20 protein-coding genes are annotated in these 23,550 nt (G+C 36.6%); 13 read left to right on the top strand and 7 right to left on the bottom strand.

Annotated features, from left to right (window positions below; genetic code table 11):
* Nucleotides 1-33: 33 nt before the first annotated feature.
* Nucleotides 34-966 (bottom strand): hypothetical protein, encoded by a 933-nt coding sequence (locus tag AC4QJR_RS26360; RefSeq protein ID WP_496524736.1) that lies wholly within the window; start codon nucleotides 964-966, stop codon nucleotides 34-36.
* Nucleotides 967-1,499: 533 nt separating this feature from the next.
* Between AC4QJR_RS26360 and AC4QJR_RS26355 the strand changes: the two genes are divergently transcribed.
* On the top strand, nucleotides 1,500-2,033 hold the full coding sequence (locus tag AC4QJR_RS26355) for an HNH endonuclease (protein WP_496524735.1): 534 nt from the start codon (nucleotides 1,500-1,502) through the stop codon (nucleotides 2,031-2,033).
* Nucleotides 2,034-2,322: 289 nt separating this feature from the next.
* On the opposite strand, the gene AC4QJR_RS26350 is transcribed toward AC4QJR_RS26355, so the two are convergent.
* From AC4QJR_RS26350 to AC4QJR_RS26340, 3 genes are all read right to left on the bottom strand, one after another.
* On the bottom strand, nucleotides 2,323-3,666 hold the full coding sequence (locus tag AC4QJR_RS26350; protein WP_496524734.1) for a putative bifunctional diguanylate cyclase/phosphodiesterase: 1,344 nt from the start codon (nucleotides 3,664-3,666) through the stop codon (nucleotides 2,323-2,325).
* 40 nt (nucleotides 3,667-3,706) lie between these two features.
* On the bottom strand, nucleotides 3,707-4,558 hold the full coding sequence (locus AC4QJR_RS26345) for a putative phage abortive infection protein (protein ID WP_496524733.1): 852 nt from the start codon (nucleotides 4,556-4,558) through the stop codon (nucleotides 3,707-3,709).
* A 479-nt stretch (nucleotides 4,559-5,037) separates the two neighbouring features.
* A complete protein-coding gene (locus AC4QJR_RS26340; protein ID WP_496524732.1) occupies nucleotides 5,038-6,741 on the bottom strand; it encodes a DNA integrity scanning protein DisA nucleotide-binding domain protein in 1,704 nt (567 codons plus the stop codon).
* Nucleotides 6,742-7,699: 958 nt separating this feature from the next.
* Between AC4QJR_RS26340 and AC4QJR_RS26335 the strand changes: the two genes are divergently transcribed.
* The 11 genes from AC4QJR_RS26335 (at nucleotide 7,700) to AC4QJR_RS26285 (ending at nucleotide 19,833) form a co-directional block, all read left to right on the top strand.
* Nucleotides 7,700-8,539 (top strand): YitT family protein, encoded by an 840-nt coding sequence (locus AC4QJR_RS26335; protein WP_496526750.1) that lies wholly within the window; start codon nucleotides 7,700-7,702, stop codon nucleotides 8,537-8,539.
* 533 nt (nucleotides 8,540-9,072) lie between these two features.
* The gene (locus AC4QJR_RS26330; RefSeq protein WP_026568385.1) at nucleotides 9,073-10,641 is read left to right on the top strand and encodes a glutathione ABC transporter substrate-binding protein; all 1,569 of its coding nucleotides are present in this window, start codon (nucleotides 9,073-9,075) and stop codon (nucleotides 10,639-10,641) included.
* Between the two features lie 152 nt (nucleotides 10,642-10,793).
* Nucleotides 10,794-11,717: a nickel ABC transporter permease gene (gene nikB, locus AC4QJR_RS26325; RefSeq protein ID WP_496524731.1), complete on the top strand. Its 924-nt coding sequence runs from the start codon at nucleotides 10,794-10,796 to the stop codon at nucleotides 11,715-11,717.
* A 12-nt stretch (nucleotides 11,718-11,729) separates the two neighbouring features.
* The gene (locus AC4QJR_RS26320; protein ID WP_496524730.1) at nucleotides 11,730-12,626 is read left to right on the top strand and encodes an ABC transporter permease; all 897 of its coding nucleotides are present in this window, start codon (nucleotides 11,730-11,732) and stop codon (nucleotides 12,624-12,626) included.
* A gap of 14 nt (nucleotides 12,627-12,640) precedes the next feature.
* Nucleotides 12,641-13,630 (top strand): ABC transporter ATP-binding protein, encoded by a 990-nt coding sequence (locus AC4QJR_RS26315; protein WP_496524729.1) that lies wholly within the window; start codon nucleotides 12,641-12,643, stop codon nucleotides 13,628-13,630.
* Nucleotides 13,623-14,591, top strand: coding sequence for an ABC transporter ATP-binding protein (locus tag AC4QJR_RS26310; protein WP_496524728.1), 969 nt, complete (start codon nucleotides 13,623-13,625; stop codon nucleotides 14,589-14,591). Before AC4QJR_RS26315 ends, AC4QJR_RS26310 begins: the two co-directional genes overlap by 8 nt.
* 29 nt (nucleotides 14,592-14,620) lie before the next feature.
* A complete protein-coding gene (locus AC4QJR_RS26305) occupies nucleotides 14,621-15,493 on the top strand; it encodes a sugar phosphate isomerase/epimerase family protein (RefSeq protein WP_496524727.1) in 873 nt (290 codons plus the stop codon).
* 25 nt (nucleotides 15,494-15,518) lie between these two features.
* Nucleotides 15,519-16,577: a Gfo/Idh/MocA family protein gene (locus AC4QJR_RS26300; RefSeq protein ID WP_496524726.1), complete on the top strand. Its 1,059-nt coding sequence runs from the start codon at nucleotides 15,519-15,521 to the stop codon at nucleotides 16,575-16,577.
* Between the two features lie 3 nt (nucleotides 16,578-16,580).
* Entirely contained in the window at nucleotides 16,581-17,468 is an 888-nt protein-coding gene (locus tag AC4QJR_RS26295) for a sugar phosphate isomerase/epimerase family protein (protein ID WP_496524725.1), read from the top strand.
* Nucleotides 17,469-17,611: 143 nt separating this feature from the next.
* Nucleotides 17,612-18,766, top strand: a complete 1,155-nt coding sequence (locus tag AC4QJR_RS26290) for an ROK family transcriptional regulator (protein ID WP_496524724.1) — start codon at nucleotides 17,612-17,614, stop codon at nucleotides 18,764-18,766.
* 29 nt (nucleotides 18,767-18,795) lie between these two features.
* Complete coding sequence (locus AC4QJR_RS26285; RefSeq protein WP_496524723.1) at nucleotides 18,796-19,833, top strand: asparaginase; 1,038 nt, start codon at nucleotides 18,796-18,798, stop codon at nucleotides 19,831-19,833.
* Between the two features lie 869 nt (nucleotides 19,834-20,702).
* On the opposite strand, the gene AC4QJR_RS26280 is transcribed toward AC4QJR_RS26285, so the two are convergent.
* Both AC4QJR_RS26280 and AC4QJR_RS26275 read right to left on the bottom strand, forming a co-directional pair.
* A complete protein-coding gene (locus AC4QJR_RS26280; RefSeq protein ID WP_496524722.1) occupies nucleotides 20,703-21,206 on the bottom strand; it encodes a competence protein ComK in 504 nt (167 codons plus the stop codon).
* A 246-nt stretch (nucleotides 21,207-21,452) separates the two neighbouring features.
* Entirely contained in the window at nucleotides 21,453-21,674 is a 222-nt protein-coding gene (locus tag AC4QJR_RS26275; protein ID WP_375374496.1) for a helix-turn-helix domain-containing protein, read from the bottom strand.
* An 854-nt stretch (nucleotides 21,675-22,528) separates the two neighbouring features.
* Between AC4QJR_RS26275 and AC4QJR_RS26270 the strand changes: the two genes are divergently transcribed.
* Entirely contained in the window at nucleotides 22,529-22,726 is a 198-nt protein-coding gene (locus tag AC4QJR_RS26270) for a hypothetical protein (RefSeq protein ID WP_496524721.1), read from the top strand.
* A gap of 147 nt (nucleotides 22,727-22,873) precedes the next feature.
* On the opposite strand, the gene AC4QJR_RS26265 is transcribed toward AC4QJR_RS26270, so the two are convergent.
* Entirely contained in the window at nucleotides 22,874-23,335 is a 462-nt protein-coding gene (locus AC4QJR_RS26265) for a staygreen family protein (protein WP_496524720.1), read from the bottom strand.
* Nucleotides 23,336-23,550: the final 215 nt, after the last annotated feature.

Genomic DNA, 23,550 nt, shown 5'->3' with positions numbered 1-23,550 from the left:
AAGTGTAGTAAAGGGAATAAACCCTTTCGTCACTTATTTTAAGCCATATTGGTATTTATAAGTTAACTTACTATCTTCGAAGTCTAAATCAGCATGTCTCCATATATAATCAGTTTCAGTGTCGAGTTCATACTTCCATGTATATGAAGCGTTTGTGTGAACTTTTGTTCCAATCTCATTGAAATCATCATCGAATAATGTTTCGTCATAAGATGAAGAATATTCTATAATAAATTTTTCCCCTGTAATTGCTTCTACATCAGCTAGGCTCATACCAATTTCAATTTTGTTGTACTCCTCTAAGGTTACTCCGTTAGTTGCTGCTGGAGTATAGAAGAAGCCTTTATCCACTTTCTTAGTTTTCTTTACCCAAGAAGACGAAGTGTATCCTTTAACATATTTAGCAGGGACATATACTGTAGCGGTCTTCGTTTGTTTTACCCATTTCCCTTTAACTTTCACATAAGTTGTATATTTAAAGGAGTCTTTATACCAGCTAGCATTATACTTTGTCATAACATTTTTAGTTGGTATTTTTACGTTGATAACTTTTCCTTTAGAGTTTCGTGCTGTTAGTTTGGCATTTTTACTTGCTTTTGTGTAAGCTTGAGTGCTTACAGTAGTTTTATAGGCTGTTTTTGTTACTTTGTCATAGTCTACGAAAGATACAGAACCATAAGAATAGTTTTCTTTGTATGCTGTTAGAGCAACTGATGCAGTTGTTTTTGCACGAACTGTTGTACCTTTATAATCTTGAACCATGTAGTAGTTCGTTGATGAATTTGAAGCACTCTTAAAGAAATTTGAGCCTGCAGGTTTAGTTAATGTACTTGCCTCTGATTTTGTTACTCCAGCTCCTGCGAATAATCCTAATGCAAATGCTCCTGCTGTTACTAACTTTGCTATCTTTTTCATCATCTTTTGCTCCCCAAATACTTTATCTATATCAATCTCGTTTGTTACCATTAATCGCTCCACCAAAAAAGAGTAACCATTCTCAGCTACTCTTTGACTAATTTGTAAACCAGAAATATAAACATCTGCATACTTTTACCTATGTCCTAATACCTATTTTATCTTATTCAACAATGATGTGTCTATAGGGGAAAATTTTTAAGTATTCTTTCGAACTAGTAATAGGGAATAGAAATCTTTTCCCATTTTGATAAATAACCCAGCTAGATCATAGGAAAAGTAATTTAACTGTTGGGTACCAGGACGTTCAAATTGTAAAAGGTAATGAGTATGAGCTAAAGGATGATAAAGTTTATCTTAAGTTAAAGAGACGCGATGGTTCCTCATTAACTACTCAAATTGATGCAGCGGATCTCCAAAGAGTATTAGACAAAGGAACTTGGTTTGCAGAGTGGCATAATGACTTTGAAAATTATCTGGTTCAAAATGTTAGTTACTATTATGTTGACGGTAAAAAGCACCGTAAGAAAATCACGTTACATTCCTTTATCAGTGGAGTGGATAATAAGGAACCAATCAGGCATGTGGATAAAGACACTTTGAATAATTGTAAATCAAACTTGAAGGTTTATAGTAAAGAAATGATTAATGACTACGAAGCGGTAGAAAATGGTGTGGTTGCTATTATTCTAAGGGATAAGCAGGGCAAAGAAAAAGCTAGAACATTAATTGATAGAGAAGACCTGGTCCGGGTAAAAGCCAATGGATATACATGGTTCTATTTCAAAGGGAACGGGGATCCTTACGCAGTTGCCAATACTCTAGAAGGACGAATATATTTACATAGATTTATTATGAACACCCGCAAGGGAATGGTCACAGATCATCGAAACCATAATACTTTAGATAATAGAAAAAGTAATCTAATGAATGCAACTATCAGTGAGAATCAACAAAACAGGCAAGGAGCAAGAACAGGAAGTAAAAGCGGTGTCAGAGGAGTTTCTTGGGATGAAACTAACCAAGATTGGATTGTAAATGTAAAAGGTACATATTACGGAAGGTTCAAGGATATTGAAGAAGCTAAGAAATTAGCAGAGAGAAAAATTAAGAACTAATGCCTTACCTCAATAGTTAAAACCTAATTAATATAACAGAGAAACGACTAATCAGGCTCAACTCATTCAAGGAGGTGAGAATTGAGGTCAGCGTATAATGGCAATTAAGTCAAGAGTATATATATTTTATAAAAAAGGCCGAACCTAAGTTAAACTCCCAATTATAAAAATATAGTAGATTTTAATTAAATATTTGTATTAGGAATGGGCAAACAGGAGCTAAACCCTGTCTTTGGGGTTCTCTAAAAGTAGAACACCCTATGATGTGAATACATAGGGTGCGGGCTTATCACTCTTTATTTTTGCTAGAAAAGTCATGATTAATTTTTTCGATAGTAGAGAGTAAATCATTAACGATTTTAGGCTTGGATATAAAGTAACCCTGGATGATATCGCATTTCAGTTCTTGCCATTCTTTGAAGTCTTGAACTCTTTCAACCCCCTCAATGACCACCTTTAATCCAAGGTTATGTGACATTTCAATGATAGGAGAAATGACATGTTTGAGTTTTTTGTTGTCTATTAAACTCGTAACAAACCTTTTATCAAATTTTACTATGTTGATAGGTAATTCCAGTAGATCGGAAAAGGAGAAATATCCAAAACCAAAGTCATCGAGAGCGATTTGGAAACCAAGGTTTTTCAAGTTTAAAAGTTTGATTTTTACAACTTCAAGGTTATAAAGGTTAATACTTTCGGTGATTTCAAAAGTGATGCATTCATAGCTGAGGCCAAAATCATGAAGGGTTTTGCAGACCATTTCTTCGAAGTTAGGTGTTAGTATTTGATTAATAGAGATGTTGACAGACACTTTTATGCTGTTTGAATAGGTATCCACAAGATGCTCTTTGATGTGTTTGCATACAGTTCTAAATAGCCAATAGAAGAGTTCATTGGAAAGTCCTGTAGTTTCCGCTATCGGAATGAATTCGGAAGGATTGATGTCTCCGAGCTCTGTATGTTCCCATCTGATTAGTGCTTCTACACCCACTACCTTTAGATTGTCTAGCTGGATTTGTGGTTGATAATGGACGGTGAAGTGATTGTGTTTAACCGCATAGCGCAGGTCATTTTCAATCCTTGCTTTTCGGTAGGCCTGGTTATGGAGGTCACCCCTATAGATACGATAGGAATTGCTGCCTAGGGCTATTACTTCATACATCTGGGCTTGAGCTAACATAATGAGTTGTTCAGTTGTGCGGCCATCGTAGGGGAATATGCTTGTCCCAATAGCTATTTTGATAGTAACGGTCCGTTGTTTAATGGTGTAGTCGCCTTTAATGTGACTAATCATTCGTTCAAGAATGTCAGTGCATTCCTCTTTGCTAACATTTGTTAAGAGTATAATAAAATCAGTGGAATTAACCACCCCGATAGTGTCAATCTCTCGTACACATTTTTTTAAGCGGCTAACGATTAATTTTTGTAATTGGTTTTCGAATTTTTGATCTTCATTATGCAACAATTCAATTGGAAACTGAATACGTAGATAACAAACGGCGGTCGACATCCCGAACCGGGTGCCATAAGCCATATTCATCTTGAATCGATCTAGGAGAAGATCCTTTGTAGGCAGCCCTGTAGATGGTTCGTAAAGTGTTTTAGTATTAGAAATTTTATTAATATGGTCCATTTATATCATCCACTTATAGTTTTTTTTCATATCTAGACAGCTAGTTAGTGTTTTGTTTGTTTTCTACATCTTTTTTAAATTGTGTGAGAATGGAATCCGCATCTTCATTTTCATGTTTTTTAAAAAAGTTGTACTTATTCAGTATATTAATGAACTTTTGCTCGGTATCTACACCTGTATAACTGTTAGTTCCGTATTCAGAATCCATATAGTTGGCATTGAAATATAATAGTATGATTTCATGGTGTGATAATTGAGCTCGTACAAAATCAATAAATTCTTCACACCCTTTTTCTTTTAAATGATCTTTGTTTTTATCAATCCACTTAAACAGCTGATAAAGATTTCTAAAGTAGTGAGGAAGAATTTCTTTATGTTTAAAATCAAGGTCTTTCATGCTAGAGGTAATATCACTCTTATAGAATCTTTCCTTCCCTTTTTTAGTATGAATTTCTAGCAAATCTTTATATGCTACTTTAAAAAAGCCTCTCCCAGTTTCTTTTCCCCCTTTATACTTATACTCCATACTTTTGACAATTTGATTATGTAAATCTAACAATTGGAAAAAAGTGTTTTCAATTCTATTGGTTTCGGCCTGATCTTTTTGAAGTCTTATTTGCTCTCCTTGACTTTTAAATGCGAAGTAAGCAAATAATACAGCAAGAAAGGTTAAGATAGGTGTGGAAGTTCCGCTGAAGAAATCCCCTATTTGGCCAAGGTCCCCACCGAAGGTTAACTTGTTACGCATATAGTTTCCGATGGTCAAAAATATAGTGAAGATTGTCCAAACTATTATAAAAATTGAGGACAAAATCATTAGAGTTTCCGTTTTGTTAGATACCCCGTCCTCAGTGTTTTCTTGTGTATTGTTTTCTGTTGGTCTGTTTACCAAATCCCAGTTTCCTCCTTCTAGTAAAATTATTATTTAATACTATGTCCGTATTGAGATTTCTAGTACAAAAGGTTTCAAAGGGCAATTTGAGGAATACAGGGTCCAGCAATTCCGACGATGGTTCAAAATTTGTCTGATGCTAGAAGTGTGGGAAGTACATATGGAATGATGTAACACAAAAACGCGAATCTCTTGAGTACCAAGTGATTCGCGTTTTACTTTAAGGGGAATCCTGCAGCAAGCCCTTTCCCCTTATATTTGCTCAATAGTCGAGAAAACACCGTGCTTGGTTTTCATGGAGCAGAACTTTTTGATTCCAAAGACTATCTATTAGATGTTAGCAGATGTATTCATTTGAATCCTATAGAGGCAAAAATGGTAAAATCCCCATGTGATTACCGGTGGAGCAGTAATACGGATTACATATCGGATTCTGTTAAACCTCATATTACAACCACAAGGGGGTCTTCTCGATTATATTATTTACTTGAAAAAATATTAATCATTCCATCTTCTGAGACAATAATAACTAGGCAATGGTAGTTACCCTTATATTGCTCTTTAAACAATTCTATATATCTAATAGCAGAATTATATCTAGCCCCTCTTGATAAGTCTCCTAAATCGTTTGCTTTTCCATCTAATATTAGTCCAAAAGAATAACATTTAGCACTAGTATCAAGTAATAATGCCCCATCGATAGAGGTTAGTCCGTTTACCACACTATTAGGCAGTTTAGCAGGTAAATCTAACAAAAATCCCTGGTTAGATAACCTATCCGCTTCCTTTTGAGTTCTATTTGTAATAACCAGCATAGTCCCATGTTTTTGGTCCATGGCTGATTTAACTACATTCCAAATATCATCATATTCTTTGCTATTAAAGGCATCGTAAAATTTATTTTCAAATTCCCCTTGTTTATAATTTTTTGTACTTTTTAAAGTTGGGGTGCCATCTTTAATGCTAAAAATAACTTCACTATTATCCTTACCTCTAGCAAGTTTAATTTCCCAATGTAATTTGTTTTTAAAAATAATTTCATAAGCATTACTTCTAAGGCCAGTGTCCTTATTCTTTAATCCAAGACCTATAATGGCCTTACCATTAAATAATAAATACATTTGATCTTTCGTTGTTTCTAAGAGCTTTCGGATGACTCGATAATTAGTGATGTCAACTGCATTTTTAAGGGAAATAACTTGATCAAAGTCAGTGTCATCTTTATATAATAAAAATCTTCCTCTTAATACTGCACCCTCGTAGGTTAAAGAGGAGATAAAGTTAGTAATCTCCATTAAATCTAAGTGATTACCATTTGGGAAAAATTGGTGAATTAACTTCTTATCCGCTCCAATCTCTGTAACATCCTCCAATATATTTTCGAAAACATCCTTTGCAGCTAGTCTTATAATGTCATTATGGTGAACAGGTAAACGATAGTAATCTTCTAATTTATGAAATTGATCATTTAAACTTTTTTCTAATGTATAGACAGAATTAAGGTGATTTTCTGTTTGATGTTTTACAATCCCTAAATATTTAAAAAAGTTTTCTATTGATTTAGTTGTGAGACATAGATTAACTTCATTAGAAGTTAAGTTCATTTTATTAGTGAATAGCCCATGCTTAATGCTAAAAACTTCAAACACAAAAGAACTTGAGGCTAAATAAAAATCTCCTTTTTTAGGAAGAATAAAAAGACTATCATTTTGATCCCCGTAATCCTTTAATTTATGCAGCAACCAAGGAGAGAGTATTAACTCATTGATCGTATCAATTGCTCCTTCTTTAAGTTCAACTACTTGGGAAGTATCTTGTGTAGAATTAAGACTTCCTTGAGTTGCTAGTTGTCCTTGTAAAAAGCCTTCCAAAGCAGCATCTTTAGAGATAACGTTTATGTCATTGATGTATAGAATATTTGTAAAATCTTTAGGGTATGCTACTCCTAATTCATCTAAGACTTCTAAATCATGCATTTCATCTAATGCTTCACTAATCCTATCAGTTAGCAAACTTACATCAATAGCGATTAAATAGGTTTTTATATTTATATCATCATCTAATTGTTTAAATATATTGACGGACTCTCCATCAAAAAAATGATAATACTCTTTGTTAAAGTGAGTAAAATTTTTGTCTTTAACCTCCACTATACTTCTTTGATTCTCTACCTCGATGTACATGAATAAGATTTCCTCCTACAGTAAGATAAAATTTTTTATACGTTTTTGGTACATATTTTTAGATTGAACCCTTTGTTTAATATTCATCCAAATCTAATAGCGATATAGACAAGAAGGGGGCCAGGCTCCATATCAACCCGAAACTCCTATTAGACTAGATAATTTTACCATTTTATACGACAACTTAGAAAATCTTTTGATCGGAAATACTCAATATAACAGTAGGTATTTAGAATTATGTAAATTAAATGAGAAATCCCAGTAATATTGTAGTATTGAGGGTTATTTCCTGCGAAGTTGATACTTTTCTCACGACAAATTTTGTGTTCACTTTGTTAGAGAAATTCTTATTATTCAATCTCTGTGGCTGTTTCAACCAAACGTTTAATTAGTATAGCCTTTTTGTTATTTCGTCGAAAGAGTGTCGTATTTTGACTTTTTGCTAAGAAGCGACTAATTTTTTGTTAATTTTCTACAAATTATTTTTGGCTTAAGCTGCTTCGAGACATATGTACCAAGTGATAAAGATGTTTTAATCAAACGTTTGGTTAATAAGGAAATTTGCTGAAAAATAGGGAAGGATTGTTCAAATGGACGAAGGGTCTCAGAAAAAACCATGCTAGTTTTCCAGCATGGTTTGAATGTCACTATGCAATATAAGTTTTTGAATCTTTCTTGAAGTCTGTAACGACACTTATTACTGCTGGATATCTTGTTGGTATCATTATATTTGGTAATGGGGACTTTATTGGTGTTAGTTGATTATTCAAAAGGGACTGTGTTATGATGTCGTTTAAATGACTAATTGAAAGGGCGTATTTCTCGAAAAGGGAAATGCGCTTGTTTTTTTGGGGGAAACAGAGCCTTTATTAATGATTCTTGAAAAAATAAGAAAATACAAATTTACTTGATACAGTGGGAGAGGGAAAAGGTACAGAGCGTAATGGATAATTTAAATCTGAAAAATACAACCACCGACATTGTTTTTATCATTATTGGTGCATTTCTTTTTGCGTTAGGTGTTAATTTATTTGTTATTTCGAATGAGCTTGGGGAAGGCGGGGTAACTGGTATCACAATTATTGCATACTATTTATTCGGGTGGTCCCCAGGTTTAGTCAGCTTCATTTTGAACGCCTTTTTGTTAATAGTTGGTTATAAATTTTTGAATAAGATCACAACAGTTTATACGATTATTGCTGTAGTCCTTAATTCGCTTTTTCTACATCTAACAGAAAGCTGGAGTATTGCTTCTAATGAATTGATGGTGAATGCAATTTTTGGCGGAGTATTTGTAGGGGTTGGAATTGGTTTAATCATTCGAGTGGGCGGAACAACAGCAGGTACTACTATTTTGGCAAGGATTACCCAAAAGTATTTAGGATGGAGCATCAGTTATGGCCTATTGTTTTTTGATCTAATTGTTGCCTTCTCATCTTATTTTATAATTGGTGCAGAAAAGCTGATGTTAACCATTATTATGCTTTATGTAGGAACGAAAGTGATGGAATTTGTTATAGAAGGCTTAAATCCAAAGAAGGCCATTACGATTATTTCTGATAAACCGAATGATATTGCCAAACAGGTGACAACATCAATGGATAGAGGGGTGACGGTATACTCAGGTCATGGTTATTACACAAAAACCCCAAAGGAAATTCTTTATATTGTTATAAGTAAGCAAGAAGTAATAAAGCTGAAACGTATTGTTCAAGCTACAGATCCGACTGCTTTCATCGCTATCCATGATGTTCGAGATGTGTTCGGAGAAGGATTTATTGATATTTCTAAATCATAATCATGCGAAAAACCAGCTAATATCATAGCAAGATAATAGCTGGTTTTTTCTTTCACTCATATAACACTTCTTCTGAATTCAATGTAATACCACCTTATCTATCATGATTTAATGAGCGTATTAAATGTTAGAACATTTTTAAAATTTAAATTTTTATGAAAGTGTATTGAAAATGTATCTTACGAAAGATATAATAATTTCAAACTAGCAGTGAAGCTTTAAAATATCTTTTTAGTAAAAACGTTACATAAAAGGAAATTTAATAGGTTCAAAATTTTTTATCATATTAATTTCACCACTGGAGAAATTAATTATAAAAATAGGTAAATAACGAAAAATTAGCGGTAAATTTAATGCTAATTACAAACATCGTGAAAAAATTACTCACTCGGATTTAAGATTAATTCTATTCATTGTTCTGTAATACCAAGAAGAAGATAGAAGAAATCAAAATCATATTCTATCAAGGGTATAGCTGAGAATATCACAACAAGACCGAAATACCTGGAAAAATAATCAAAGGGGGAAATCAATTGAGAAAGGCACATTTTTGGAAAATGCTGCTGGTAGTTGTAATCTCGGCAGTGTTGGTTGTTGGATGTTCTAGTAAGGAAAGTAGCGGGGAAAAGAAAGAAGGAAGCAAAAAAGAAGACAAAGAAATGGTGATCGCTGTAAATGAAAATTTCATTTCAATGGATCCGCATAATACAGGAGATACCAATTCTAACTCCGTTCAATCAGCTATGCTCGAAGGTCTTTTAGGATTTGATGCAGAAGGAAAAATTATCCCAAAATTAGCTGAAGCGTATAGTGTCAGTGACAATGCGTTGGAATACACGTTTAAATTGCGACAAGGTGTAAAGTTCCACGATGGGGAACAGTTTAATGCAGCAGCAGTAAAAGCGAACTATGAACGAATCATGAAGGACGATAGCCTGCGTTTAAATAGCCGTGGGTTTAACCTTATCACAAACATCCAGACTATCAATGAATATGAAATAAAAATTACTCTAAAAGAACCTTATGCTGGGATGTTAACACGATTTGTATCCGCAAAGCTTCTTAGCCCTAAGCTGCTGGCTGAGGGTAAAGATAAAATCGGTAAAAATCCAGTCGGTACAGGACCTTTTAAGTTTGTGGAATGGGTTCAGGGAGACCATTTAACAGTAGAACGATTTGATGGTTATTGGGATAAAGCCGACCGTGTCGAGAAAATCACTTATAAACCGGTTCCGGAAAATGGTTCACGGGTAGCCATGTTAAAAACAGGGGAAGCTCAAGTAATCTATCCGTTACCAAGTCAAAACTTAAAAGAATTAGAGAGCAATGCTGATGTTAAAGTCGAAAAAATTCCTTCTACCATTGCGCGTTATGTATCGATTAATACCATGAAAAAACCGTTTAATGATCCTCGCGTCCGTCAAGCATTAAACTATGCGGTAGATAAGGATGCATTTATCAATGTAGTAAACGCAGGATTGGGATTGCCGTTAGACTCGATTATTCCTAGTAAAACACTTTATTACACAAAACAGGAAGAATATAAGCAAAATATTGAAAAAGCAAAACAGTTGCTAAAAGATGCAGGGTATAAAAAGGGCTTTAAAGCAGAAATTTGGGGGAATACCAATTCCGATACGATGAAAGGGATGCAGTTTATCCAGCAGCAATTAAAAGCGATTGGTGTAGATTTACAAATTAAATCAATGGAAGAAGGGACCCTATCAGACGAAATTTTCAGAGCACAAAAACCTGAGGATGCAAAGCTGCAGATGTGGTATGTAAGTTGGTCGGCTTACCCATCCGATACCACTAATGCCACGAAACCGCTATTTTATGGCGGCTCCTTCCCTCCGGATGGTGCTAATACTGCTTATTATAAAAATGACCAAGTAGACAAATGGATTGAGGAAGTGAATAAAACGGGAGATACCACGAAATTGGCAGAAATCTATAGTAATATTCAATCGACCATCTATAAAGATGCTCCATGGATTTTCCTAGGTGTGGATGAAATTCTAGATGGTAAGAGAGCAAATGTAGAAGGTGTGAACATTACACCGGATGGTGGAATTGACGTTACTAATGCAAATATTAAGTAGAAATTTCTCATGATTAAAGAGGCGGAGGGATGTTTCCCGAAGCTTCTTTCCTTCTTTTTTATGGGCATTAAGACTAAAGAACCTTCGGAAGGAAAGCCTTTTCCGCCAGGGAGATTTGACTATTGGATTTTGTTAGAAAGGGGTAATCAAGTATGCTCCAATATATTGTTAAAAGAATTCTTGAAATGATTCCTATCCTATTTATCGTTTCGATATTAATCTTCCTTTTTACCCACTTAATTCCGGGAGACCCTGCACGTTTAGTTGCAGGTAAAGATGCCACGTTAGAAGAGGTAACCAAGATTCAAGCAGAACTTGGACTCAATCAACCCATATGGGAGCAATATGTTACCTATATGAGTCATTTATTTCAAGGTAATTTAGGAACATCCCTAAATACAAAACTACCCGTATCGGAAATGTTTGTAGACCGTTTTATGCCGTCTGTTTTTTTAACATTAGCGAGCATGGTATGGGCTTTAGTAATCGGTTTATTGATTGGAACGTTATCAGCTGTTTTTAAAAATAAATGGCCGGATTATCTAGGGATGATTGCGGCGGTTTCTGGAATCTCGTTACCAGGTTTTTGGTTAGGACTAATCCTCATTCAAATTTTCTCCGTACAGCTGGGATGGTTTCCAACAGGTGGTGCAGAAGGATGGAAAAGCTATATTTTACCTTCATTAACGCTAGGGGCAGGGATTATGTCGATGCTTGCTCGTTTTACGAGGTCCTCCTTGCTCGAAACACTCAAAGCTGATTTTATCCGAACAGGACGTGCGAAGGGGCTAAAGGAGTCTGTTGTGATTCCTAAACATGCTCTAAGAAACTCGTTAATTCCAGTTGTTACCATTGCAGGGCTGCAGTTTGGATTTTTATTAGGTGGATCTGTAGTGGTAGAAACGGTTTTTAGTTTTCCAGGAATGGGTCGTTTATTAATTGATTCTATTGCCTTTAGGGATTATCCCGTCATTCAGGCAGAATTATTATTATTCTCTGTTGAATTTATTCTCGTCAATTTAATTGTTGATATTTTATACAGTTATCTCAATCCTAAGATTCGATACGCAGCTTAAAGGAGGGCAGTCATGGAAATATCGAAAGCAGTCAATCAGACTAATACTAGAATCATAGAAAAAAAGTATTCACCTCTTAAAGATTTTTGGAAGAATTGGAAAAGGCAAAAGACTGCGTTCTGGGCAAGCCTATTTATTCTCTTGTTAATGATCATAGCTGCTATTGGACCGTACATGGCACCCTATGATCCTTATAAACCTGACTATAATGTTATGCTGCAAGGCCCCAGCAAGGTACACATAGCTGGAACGGATGAATATGGCCGGGACATTTTTAGCCGATTGCTGGCAGGTGCAAGAATTTCGCTGACGGTTAGTTTTCTTTCTGTATTCTTGGGAGCCATTGGAGGAACTCTTTTAGGACTTATCAGTGGATATTTTGGCGGATGGTTAGATCGCCTTATCATGAGATCAAGTGATGTCATGTTTGCTTTTCCAGATATCTTATTAGCTATTGCCATTGTTGCCATCCTAGGGCCTGGCTTAAACAATGTAGTGATAGCGGTCGCCATTTTTAGTATCCCATCCTTTGCAAGACTTGTAAGAGGAGCAACGCTTGAGGCAAAAGAAACGGTCTTTGTAGAGGCAGCCAAATCAATGGGAGCCTCCCATTTTAGGATCATGTTTCAGCATATTCTTCCTGAAACCCTAGGTAGTTTAATCGTATTTATTTCGATGAGAATTGGAACAGCGATTTTGGCTGCATCTAGTTTAAGCTTCCTTGGCTTAGGTGCAAGCCCGGAGACACCGGATTGGGGAGCGATGCTGAGTCTTGGACGTGATTATTTAGGTACCTCCACACATGTAGTCATGATGCCTGGTATTGCCATCTTTTTAACTGTTTTGGCTTTCAACTTAGTTGGAGATGGTTTGCGTGATGTGCTGGACCCTAAAACAAAGAATGAATAAGGAGTTTGAAGAGGATGGAGAAGCTTCTGCAAGTTGAAAATCTTGAAACCGAGTTCACCAAGGATAAGCAAAAAATCAAAATTTTACACGGTGTTAACTTCGACATTCATAAGGGGGAGGTTCTCGGTCTTGTCGGTGAATCCGGGAGTGGAAAAAGCTTAACATCACTTTCAGTCATGAAACTATTTAAAGGGACGAGTGGAGAAATAACCAGAGGCAGAATTCATTTTAATGATCAGGATTTAACGAATAAATCAGAAAGTGAAATGAGGAAGATTCGCGGAAAACAAATCGCGATGATTTTTCAAGAACCAATGACTTCATTAAATCCGGTGATGAAAATTGGGGAACAGCTGCTGGAGCCTATTCGCCTTCATTTAGGATTAGGAGAGAAATTGGCGAGGGAACATGCGGTTTCTATTTTAAAAAAGGTAGGCATCCCGAGAGCGGAAGACATCATGAATGAGTTTCCACATCAATTATCTGGCGGTATGCGGCAAAGAATCATGATTGCGATGGCGATTTCTTGCCATCCTCAGCTGTTAATTGCTGATGAGCCAACAACTGCACTTGACGTTACCATCCAAGCTCAAATACTTGATTTAATGAAACAGCTGCAAGAGAAAGAAAAAATGTCTGTTTTATTGATTACCCATGATTTAGGTGTTGTAGCAGAGATGTGCGACCGCGTTGTTGTTATGTATGCGGGAAGAGTGGTTGAAGAGGCAGATGTATTCGAGCTATTTGAAAGTCCAAAACATCCTTACACGAAAGGACTCATAGGCTCGATACCTAAGCTAGGGCAGAAAAAAGAAAAATTGGATTCTATTAAAGGAAATGTCCCGGATCCAAGTAATTTGCCAAAGGGATGTAAATTCGCCCCAAGATGCGATGATGTGATGCCTCTCTGTTATAGCGAAGAGCCTCCAGAAATGAAATTGGAAAATGGCAGGTCCTGCAGCTGTTGGTTATACAAAGAGGGGAGGAGGGAAATCGGTGTCTAATACTCTATTAAAAGTAACTGGGCTTAAAAAGTCATTTTCTATTCCTGCCGGTATGTTTGGAAAAAAGAATACGTTAAAAGCTGTCCACAATGTGTCGTTTATGGTTCCGGAGGGGAAGACGTTCAGTCTTGTTGGTGAAAGCGGCTGTGGGAAATCCACGACAGGTAGACTGATTTCCCGGCTAATTGAACCGAGTGAGGGAGAAATCTGGATTGATGGGGAAGAAATTTCTCAAAGAAAAGAATCTCAACTAAAAGCAATGAGAAAAAAAGTGCAAATGATTTTCCAAGATCCATATGCGTCACTCAATCCTAGAATGAAAGTTAGGGATATTGTAGCAGAACCGCTTGCGATTCATACCAATCTATCTAAGGCAGAACGGTATAAACGGGTTTCTGAAATTTTAGAAATCGTCGGTTTAAGTGAATACCATTCCCATCGATATGCACATGAGTTCAGTGGAGGCCAGCGGCAGCGGATTGGAATCGCAAGGGCACTCATTATGAAACCCAAGTTGATTATTGCGGATGAACCCGTATCGGCCTTAGATGTGTCAATCCAATCCCAAATCCTGAACCTATTGAAGGATTTACAAGCTGAATTCCATTTAACCTATTTATTTATTTCACATGATTTAAGTGTTGTGGAGCACATAAGTGATCATATCGGGGTCATGTACTTAGGAACCATTGTGGAGTCAGGACCGAAAGAGGTTATCTTTTCTAATCCGCAGCACCCTTATACAAAAGCATTATTGTCGTCAATCCCGATTCCTGACCCGCGATTGCGGAGAGAAAGAATGATCCTGCAGGGTGATTTGCCGAGCCCGGTTGATCCGCCAACAGGTTGCAGATTTCACACCCGTTGTCCTGCTGCTATGGATATTTGTAAGCTAAGGGAACCTTCCGTTAGAAAAGGGGAAACCCCTGATCATTTCGTGGCATGCCATTTAGTAGAATAGCAGATTTTAAAAAATAGGAGTGAAGATAAATGAAGGTTGGTTTAAGTACGTATAGTTTAGTTCGAGAGCTAAGGGAAGAAACGATGACGGTATTAGATGTTATTCAATGGATTGCTGATCATGGCGGCGAACATATGGAAATTGTCCCTTATGGTTTCTCGGTTGTAGACAATCCTGAATTGGCCGATCAAATTAAGGAAAAAGCGGCATCCTTAGGGATTGAACTGTCGGCCTATTCATTGCCTGCAAACTTTGTCCAAGAGGCAGAAGAAGCTTTTCAAGAAGAAGTGGAACGTCTAAAAACACATGTAGACATTGTCAATCGTTTAGGGATAAAGATTATGCGTCATGATTTAACGGCCTTTACTTTACAGCCCGAAGAAATGACGATTCATTACTTTGAAAAGCATTTTTCGAAATTCGTAAAAGGCAGTCAACTAGTGGCTGATTATGCAGCTCAGTTCGGCATTACCACCACTATTGAAAATCATGGGTTTAATGTCCAAACGAGCGATCGTGTCCAACGAGTAATTCATGCCGTGAACCGTGAAAATTTTAAAACAACACTTGATGTTGGGAATTTCCTTTGTATGGATGAAGACCCGCTTGTAGGGGTGAAGAAAAATATTAACTATGCAGCCACTGTTCATTTTAAAGATTTTTATATTCGTCCTTATTATGAAAACCCTGGCGATGGAGTTTGGTTTCGAACGGTCAATGAAAACTATTTGCGGGGAGCCATTGTCGGTCATGGAGATTTAAACATTCGTGAAATTATGAAACTTGTTAAAAACTCAGGTTATGATAGCTATTTAACGGTAGAGTTTGAGGGAATGGAAGATTGTAAAATTGGCTCGAAAATTGGGATGGATAATGTAAGAAGATTATGGAATGAAATATAGTAATCGATAGAAAGGATGAATACATTTGGAGCTTTTACGGGTTTGTGTGATCGGGACTGGTTCGATTTCTGATATGCATTTAACCTCTTATGCGAACAATCAAAATGCCGTTTTATACGGTGTATATGATTATTCAAAGGAGAGAGCGGAAGAAACGGCAAAGAAGTATGGAATTGGAATTGTATATGACTCTTTAGAGGAAGTATATCACGATCCTCATATAGATGCTGTCAGTATTTGCACCTGGAATAATAGCCATGCCGAAATTTCCATTAATGCCTTAAAAAACGGGAAACACGTTTTAGTAGAGAAGCCCCTTTCCGTGACAGTAGAAGAAGCATTAAAAGTAGAGGAAGCGGCTCGTAAATATAATAAAACCTTACAGGTTGGTTTTGTGAGGAGATTCGCAACGAATACAAGAGTATTGAAATCCTTTATTGACCAGGGGAAATTAGGAGAAATTTATTATGCCAAAGCCTCGTGTTTACGCCGTTTAGGGAATCCCGGCGGATGGTTTGCTGATAAAGAGCGCTCTGGAGGCGGACCTTTACTAGATCTTGGTGTTCATATCATTGATATTTGTTGGTATTTAATGGGGCGCCCCAAAGTGAAATCCATCTCTGGGAACACCTATCGTCAACTTGGAAATCGTGGAAATGTAGAGAATTTACGTTTTTATAAAGCAGCGGACTATGATAAAGGAAAAAATACTGTGGAAGATTTGGCAAACGCCCTCATTACATTTGAGAACGGTGCTTCCTTGTTTGTAGATGTTTCGTATACTTTACACGCACAGAAAGATGAAATTCAGGTAAAATTATTTGGGACAAAAGGTGGGGCAGAATTAGAACCAGAGTTAGTTTTAATTAGTGAGGAAAATAACACCATTGTGAATATTCACCCCCAGATTGATCATCTCACTTTTGATTTCTCAAATGCGTTTCAAAATGAGATTGATTCATTTGTGACATGCTGCTTATTCGATACAAAACCAGTTGCACCTGTTGAAGATGGTGTTGAAATCATGAAAATTTTAGCTGGTATCTATGAAGCCTCCGAAAAGAAATGCGAGGTGACATTTTAACCCATGAATCATGTAAGAGTAACCAACCAAATTGGTGTGATTGTTGATAGTCTTCACTTGCCGCTTCGGGAGGGATTAAAAGCGGCCAAAGAAATGGGAGCAGATGGAGTTCAAATTTATGCTGTTGAAGGTGAAATGGCGCCGGAAAATTTAAGCTCCGCTTCACGTAAAGATTTAAAAAGGTATATCGATTCATTAGGATTAGAAATCTCGGCACTTTGTGGTGATTTAGGTGGTCATGGGTTCCAAGACCTCCAGCAAAATCGGGCGAAAATCGAAAAATCAAAACGGATTTTGGACCTTGCGGTAGAACTAGGGGCCAGTATCGTAACGACACATATCGGTATAATCCCTGAAGAAAAGGACAGTCCTATTTATGAAGCCATGCAAATATCTTGTGAGGAACTGGGGGCTTATGCCAAAAGTATGAATTCCTACTTTGCGATTGAAACAGGCCCGGAAACTGCTGCCAGATTAAAATCCTTTTTGGATAGCTTAACGACCAATGGAGTTTCGGTGAATTTTGACCCGGCCAATATGGTGATGGTAACGGGTGATGATCCCGTGGAAGGTGTGCAGCTTCTTAGAGATTATATCGTCCACACCCATGTGAAGGATGGGATCCGGTTACAACCAGTTGACCCTCGTGATGTCTATGGGTCCCTTGGCTATGGAAGTGGTACCGATCATAAAAAAATTTCCAAAATGGTTGCCTCCGGTGAGTATTTTAGAGAATTACCGCTAGGCAAGGGAGCGGTAGATTTTCCTCGATACTTTGCGGCCTTACAAGAAATCCGTTATAGTGGTTATTTAACGATTGAGCGGGAAGTTAACACGAACCCAGTAAAAGATATCTCTGAGGCGATTGAATATTTTAAAACATTCAAATAGGAAGAACTGCACCTGCTAGCAAATCTTATGAGGGAATCTGATTCTCTCAGGGATGTTGTTTTTGAAAAATGATGTTAGTTTTTTCTAAATAGTGAATTACTATGATTTTTTAAAGGAATTTTTCAGAAACGAGATGTAAATAAATGGAAAAACAAGATCAACTCTTAATGAAAAAACAAAATAAAAATTTAGTCCTCGACATTGTCAAAAACCACTCTCCTATTTCAAGAATGGAAATTGCGAAAGTGACTGGAATGAGCCCAACTTCCATTACAAGGATTGTTAATGAATTACAATTACAAGGATTTGTGAGAGAAACGGAATTAGTCACTTCAGGAGTAGGAAGAAAGGCAGCATTACTCGATGTATGTGGTGATGTTCTATATACAATCGGAGTTGAAATAGATACATTAATGATCAAAATTGGCATCGTCAATTATGTCGGAGAAATTGTCGCATGGCAAAGTATACCCAGAGAAGTAACTGAAAGCTACTATGAAACGCTGGAAAAAATAAATATGAATGTGAAGGACTTAATTGATAAAAATCAGATCCCTTCTGAAAGGATTATTGCTATTGGAGTAGGATTACCTGGATCCATAGATTATCAAAATGGAGTCGTTACGGTTTCGGATCAATTAAAATGGAAGAACGTAAACCTGGCGGAAGACCTCCATCAACTTTCCCATTTAGCTGTCATTATTGATAATGAATTAAAAATGAAAATAGAGGCAGAGAATTTTAAGGGAATGGCAAAGAATTACCAAAATGCCGTTCTAGTTGGAATTGGATCAGGTATCGGTGCCGCTATCATTCTTAAGGGAGAAATCTATCGAGGAGAATCCAATAATGCAGGGGAAATTGGTCATACGGTTATTAATCCGACTGGAAATGTCTGCAATTGCGGAAAAATCGGCTGCCTTGCAACCTATATATCCGAAGGGGCTCTTATCGCTGATAGCAGGAAAGTAAAGGAGATTGATTCAATCGATGAAGTTTTCGACTCCTACCGCAATGGAGAATCGTGGGCCATCAATATTATGGATCGAACAACGACTTATATAGCTCTTGCAATTAGCAATATATTATGCCTGTACAATCCAGAGGTCATTATTCTAAGCGGAAATACCATCGAAAATCTTCCTGAAATAAAAGGACCCATTGAACAAAAATCTGAGTTATATATTTGGGAACCATTAAAAAAGAGAGTGAAAATTGTATATTCGCAGTTAGGTGATCAAGGGGTTGTGCTTGGTGCAGCGATTCAGGCGCAAAATACCCTGTTGGATTTGGAGTAGCAATTTTTGCTAATGATAGGAGTATAAGGATGAATACGGATACGTTAGTGGAAGAAACGAGAGCTGGATTGCTTGAAAACGTTCATATCGGGATGATTAGTGGTGTAAATGATAAGCTGGAATCCACTTACCATGTTGGGGATCAGGAGCATTACACGTTCTATCGGTCTGCAGCAAAGCCAATACAAGCTATTCCTGTATTTTTATCAAATGTTGTAACTAAATACGGTTTAACGAGGGAAGAAGCTTCTCTGTTTACAGCTTCTCATAGGGGAGAAACCTATCATATTGCCGCTCTTGAATCCATGTTAAAAAAATTACCTGTCAATGAAGACGAATTATTTTGTCCTTGTTCCTATCCTCTAAATGTGAAACCGAGAAAGGAAATGGTAAGAAAAAACAAGGAGAAAAGGAGGCTTTATCATAACTGCTCCGGGAAACATATGGGTTTTATCACGGTTTGCCGTGAACTTGGATATCCAGTCGAAGGCTACTGGGAAGTAGATCATCCACTCCAACAACAACTATTGAATATTCTCGCGACATTATCTGAAGTACCCATTTCCGAGATAAAAATTGGAAAAGACGGTTGCGGAGTCCCTGTTTTTGCGATTCCATTAAAGAATATGGCCATGACTTATCTAAAATTAGCCTGTCCAGATTTAATTAAGGACCCATTATTGCAAAAAGCAGTTACAGAAATGACTAGCATTATGAATGAGCATCCCATTATGATTGCTTCAGAGCAATTTATTTGTTCCGTATTGCTTCAGGATCAAAATATCGTGGCAAAAGGCGGCGCACAAGGGGTATATTGTTTTGGCTTGAGAAATGAAAGACTTGGCTTTGCCTTAAAAGTGTTAAATGGTTCAGAAGATGTTTGGCCTACAATTGTAGCCGCTATTCTTGAACAAATTGGCTACAAAAATAAAGAAACGATTACTAGTTTAAGAAATTTAAAACCATCCATTCTTAAGAATGATGCAGGGGCTGAAGTTGGAAAGGTGAAAGAGCGGTTTTTGCTTATCGGAACTCATGAGGAACCTGTAAAAAAACAGGAGATTTGATAGGAGTTGGTGGTTCCGCAACTTAGTTGAGTATGCTAGGTGGGTGTTTATGCTAAAGGAAGTTTGTACATGATTCACATGTATTTAGAGTGGGAAATCTAGGAATGTTGCGAGTTGAGGCAACTATTCATTAAACGTTTGTGTAGTTTCGAAAAGGCGGGGATTGAATAAAATAATGGAAGTTTGAGAGAAACCCATCTGATTTTGTAGAAAGATGGGTTATTTCCTGCGGAATATCCAAACAAGTTACGACAATTTTCTTTCTTATTTTATTTGTACCAACTGTTTTATAATTTCCGCTGCTCAGGAGAGTCGGGTAACAACACTTCGATTCAAAAGGTATGCCCTGAATAGTAATTAGTGAAGAGTGTGGTTCGGTACCACAGCACTTACCAAATAACTCTCAAAGTAAAATCCCCTTCACGCAATGTGGAGGGGATTTTCACTGTTTACCGGTTTAATTCCTCATATTTAATATTAAACTCCTTAATTATATTATTAAACTTGTTCCTATCGCCTTTTTGAGGCTCTTTTATTGGTGTAAAAGTTCCATTTACTATATTTGTACTTCCGCACATTTGGCATTTTGTTGCTGAATTACTGCATAAATAATCACAATCATCACATAGCTTCAATTTTATCGTCATCGTCATTAATATCAGTCTCCAATTTAAGTCTTAATAGCAATACAGATATATATTCCATTAAATCTTCTCCGCTCTTAAGGTAATCGCTTTCATATGTTTATGTAGTCAAGTATACGTTTAAACCACTACATCATGTGCCTTCGAAGTTTAGTGGAATTACAGCTGAGTTCAAATCCAGAGATCAAAGTGGAAGCTCTCAATCTCAATGGCTATAGGTGAACATTATGCACCTTTTCGAGGGTCTTTCTTAAAGGAAAAGGGATCCTGTTCTAAACCAAGCATCATTTTCCTGAATTGGTCGGCCGTTTGCAGTTTATGGTTAAAAGAATAAAGTTTCATAGGAACTGTTATCGTTAGTCCATTCGCGAACTCTACCATTGCTTGTTGATTTGAGCTGAGTGTTCTTGTGATATGAATGGGATTAAACCATATCGCATCGTTATGTTTTGATGACTTATCAGGAAAAACACAAATTCTATGTATGGGATTAACCATGATCGGACACATATATTTATTACCAAGAAGAAATTTGGCTGTTTCCATGGCACCCCGTAAATCAAAGCCAATGCATCTAATACTATCATTTAGAATTTCTAGAGGTGATTTGTCTACGATAAAAGTTCTATTCAGTTCCGTAACAATTGTGCAAAGCTTAGCGTTTCGATCATACTGACCAGCCATATACATAAAATGCGGATTGATAATATACTCTTTTTGAATAAACAAGATTTCAACTCCCTAAATTGGTTTGACAGGGCACCTTCAAAAATGGATTTACAACTATAGGCAGCCTGTGAATAATCTTCACTTTTTTACATGAAACTAGATGTTATCTGATGCGGGACATTCAGAAGTTGGATGATCTGTTGTTTTTTTAAAGAAATAATTCAGTCTGTAGTTTATAATGGATTCATTTATCTATTGGAAAATCGTATATTCAAGCCATCATGACTTTTCTAGTGTAGAAAATGTTTATTCATCAATATTTGTTATTTCTACGATTTCACGAATATCGTCTATTCCAAGTGCTTCAGCGATTTGCTCTATATGTTTAAAGTTAATATTTTGTCTCTGGTGATTGGCTAACTCAATAAGTGCCGCTAATCTCACACCTGATCTACGGGATAATTCTCGCATTGAAATACCCATCTTACCTAGTAAACTATGAAGTTTCACAACAACCTTTTTCCCCATTTGTCTCATTCACCCCCTTATTAATACCTAAACAAAAGCTAACATATATAAATAAACAAGGCGAACACAAAAGCGGTTCATTTTAACTATTTTGTGGATAGTGTTGATAACTTTACTGAATTTGTCATATTTAGGGGAATGTGTGGGTAATTTGTAGGTGGATTAGGGAATCTAGTCGAAAAAAATTAGGTACAAGGGACTTAAAAGTAACTAGAAAAAGTTTCTTGCTATAATAAATTTAAACTTTAAAGCAGAGTGATAATAATAAATAATAACATCGAACCCGAGTGTTTTATTTTGTTCATTTGTAGGATTACGCTTTTTGCTAAAAATGTAAAAACACCTAAGCACTATTAAAATGTTAATGTCTACTTATCTTTTGTAAATATTAGGTTACAAGAATTATTGGAGTTTAAGAGAAACTTATCTGATTTTGTTGAATAGAGGGTTATTTCCTGTGAATTGGTTTCATTCTTATCGACATTCTTTGTGCTAACTTTCCTAGGGGGATTCTTATACATCAATCCTTGTGGCGGTTTCAATCAAACGTTTGATTAGTATAGCCTTTTTGTTATTTAGTCGAAACGGTGTCATATATTGACGTTTCGCTAATAAGCTTCAAATTTTTTGTTATTCTTCTACAATTTATTTTTGGAACATGCAGGGTTAAGGCATATGTACCAAGGGGCGGAGCCGTTTTAATCAATCGTTTAATTAATAGGGAAATTTGATGATAAATGTTAAACCGTTTCCTATAAAGAGGTGGGTTGTCCATATTTTCTGTTGAATGAATAATTAGTCTTCCTTTGGTATATCAATAAAATTATGTCTTTAATACAAAGGAGAGAAATATAATGAATAATGAAAGAACCTCGAATGGAGTCAAAGGTGAACAACAAAAGGTAATTGCAGCTCAAAATCAAGCCAATCAATTTAATAAAGGTGATACAGAATTTTCATTAGATGAGAATGTCCAAGAAGGTTTAGCAAAAAGCCAGCAATACCAGGCAGAAAATCAGCAGCCCACATACGAACCGAATAAAGCATTTTAAGTTGTATCTAAAGAAGGAAATTCACCGATCAATATAGAGAGCCGTCTCATCAATGAGGCGGTTCTTATACTGGTGCCTTATACTGGTGCCTGACACCGCACATTCGATGCAAGTACCCCTTTGATCTAATTGGGTATCAGAGGGGGGCTATACGTAATAAGGGGAATAACTGCGGAAATTCCCCCAATTTTCTTGTTTAGCAAATTGAGGGTAGGCGGACATAAAATGAACGATTATGGATGCATGATCTAGATTGGAATATGTGTCGAATAAAAAACGATCGCCGTATCGAATCGCTGTTAAGGCAAGCGGTAACTCACGCCTAAATATTTCCGTGCGCTTGGCTGATACATTTTCGTTCAGTTGTCCTTGATCTATATATAGATAAACACAGTAGTATAAGGAAATTCCGTTTGTTTTCCATTCCCCTAATACCTCATCCCGCAAAGGATTGATTTTATCCCAGGCATACTGCTTTCCAATGGCTAAAAATAGCTCACCCGTTAAATCAGAGTGGGTTAGTGTGTAATATCTTGGCATCACAGGTTCCGTAGCAGTAACATCATCTAGGTATACAACAGATAGTTTTTCCGGAATGAAATGGGCCAAGCCATCAACTCCCATCAGTTTTTTTATCATTATGCTCAATGGAATTTATTCATTCCTCTGTTATTATTCACTGTTGATTCTCGTGTAGGGGATGAGATGAGAGGTCATAGGCGGAGAATTTCCGGTTATTGTATATAGAGGGGGCTTAAGAAGCCGATATAAGCGGAGATATTCCGCTTATCGGCTCTAAATTAGACCAAAATCCAAAGATTTGG

The sequence above is a fragment of the Neobacillus sp. BP17 genome (genome assembly GCF_059579525.1).
This window is presented reverse-complemented; position numbering and strand designations above follow the sequence as displayed.

Coding starts and splice junctions, on each gene's coding strand:
- AC4QJR_RS26360 (WP_496524736.1), bottom strand. CDS start 966: ATGGTAACAAACGAGATTGATATAGATAAAGTATTTGGGGAGCAAAAG.
- AC4QJR_RS26350 (WP_496524734.1), bottom strand. CDS start 3,666: ATGGACCATATTAATAAAATTTCTAATACTAAAACACTTTACGAACCA.
- AC4QJR_RS26340 (WP_496524732.1), bottom strand. CDS start 6,741: ATGTACATCGAGGTAGAGAATCAAAGAAGTATAGTGGAGGTTAAAGAC.
- nikB (WP_496524731.1), top strand. CDS start 10,794: ATGCTCCAATATATTGTTAAAAGAATTCTTGAAATGATTCCTATCCTA.
- AC4QJR_RS26320 (WP_496524730.1), top strand. CDS start 11,730: ATGGAAATATCGAAAGCAGTCAATCAGACTAATACTAGAATCATAGAA.
- AC4QJR_RS26315 (WP_496524729.1), top strand. CDS start 12,641: ATGGAGAAGCTTCTGCAAGTTGAAAATCTTGAAACCGAGTTCACCAAG.
- AC4QJR_RS26305 (WP_496524727.1), top strand. CDS start 14,621: ATGAAGGTTGGTTTAAGTACGTATAGTTTAGTTCGAGAGCTAAGGGAA.
- AC4QJR_RS26295 (WP_496524725.1), top strand. CDS start 16,581: ATGAATCATGTAAGAGTAACCAACCAAATTGGTGTGATTGTTGATAGT.
- AC4QJR_RS26290 (WP_496524724.1), top strand. CDS start 17,612: ATGGAAAAACAAGATCAACTCTTAATGAAAAAACAAAATAAAAATTTA.
- AC4QJR_RS26285 (WP_496524723.1), top strand. CDS start 18,796: ATGAATACGGATACGTTAGTGGAAGAAACGAGAGCTGGATTGCTTGAA.
- AC4QJR_RS26275 (WP_375374496.1), bottom strand. CDS start 21,674: ATGGGGAAAAAGGTTGTTGTGAAACTTCATAGTTTACTAGGTAAGATG.
- AC4QJR_RS26270 (WP_496524721.1), top strand. CDS start 22,529: ATGAATAATGAAAGAACCTCGAATGGAGTCAAAGGTGAACAACAAAAG.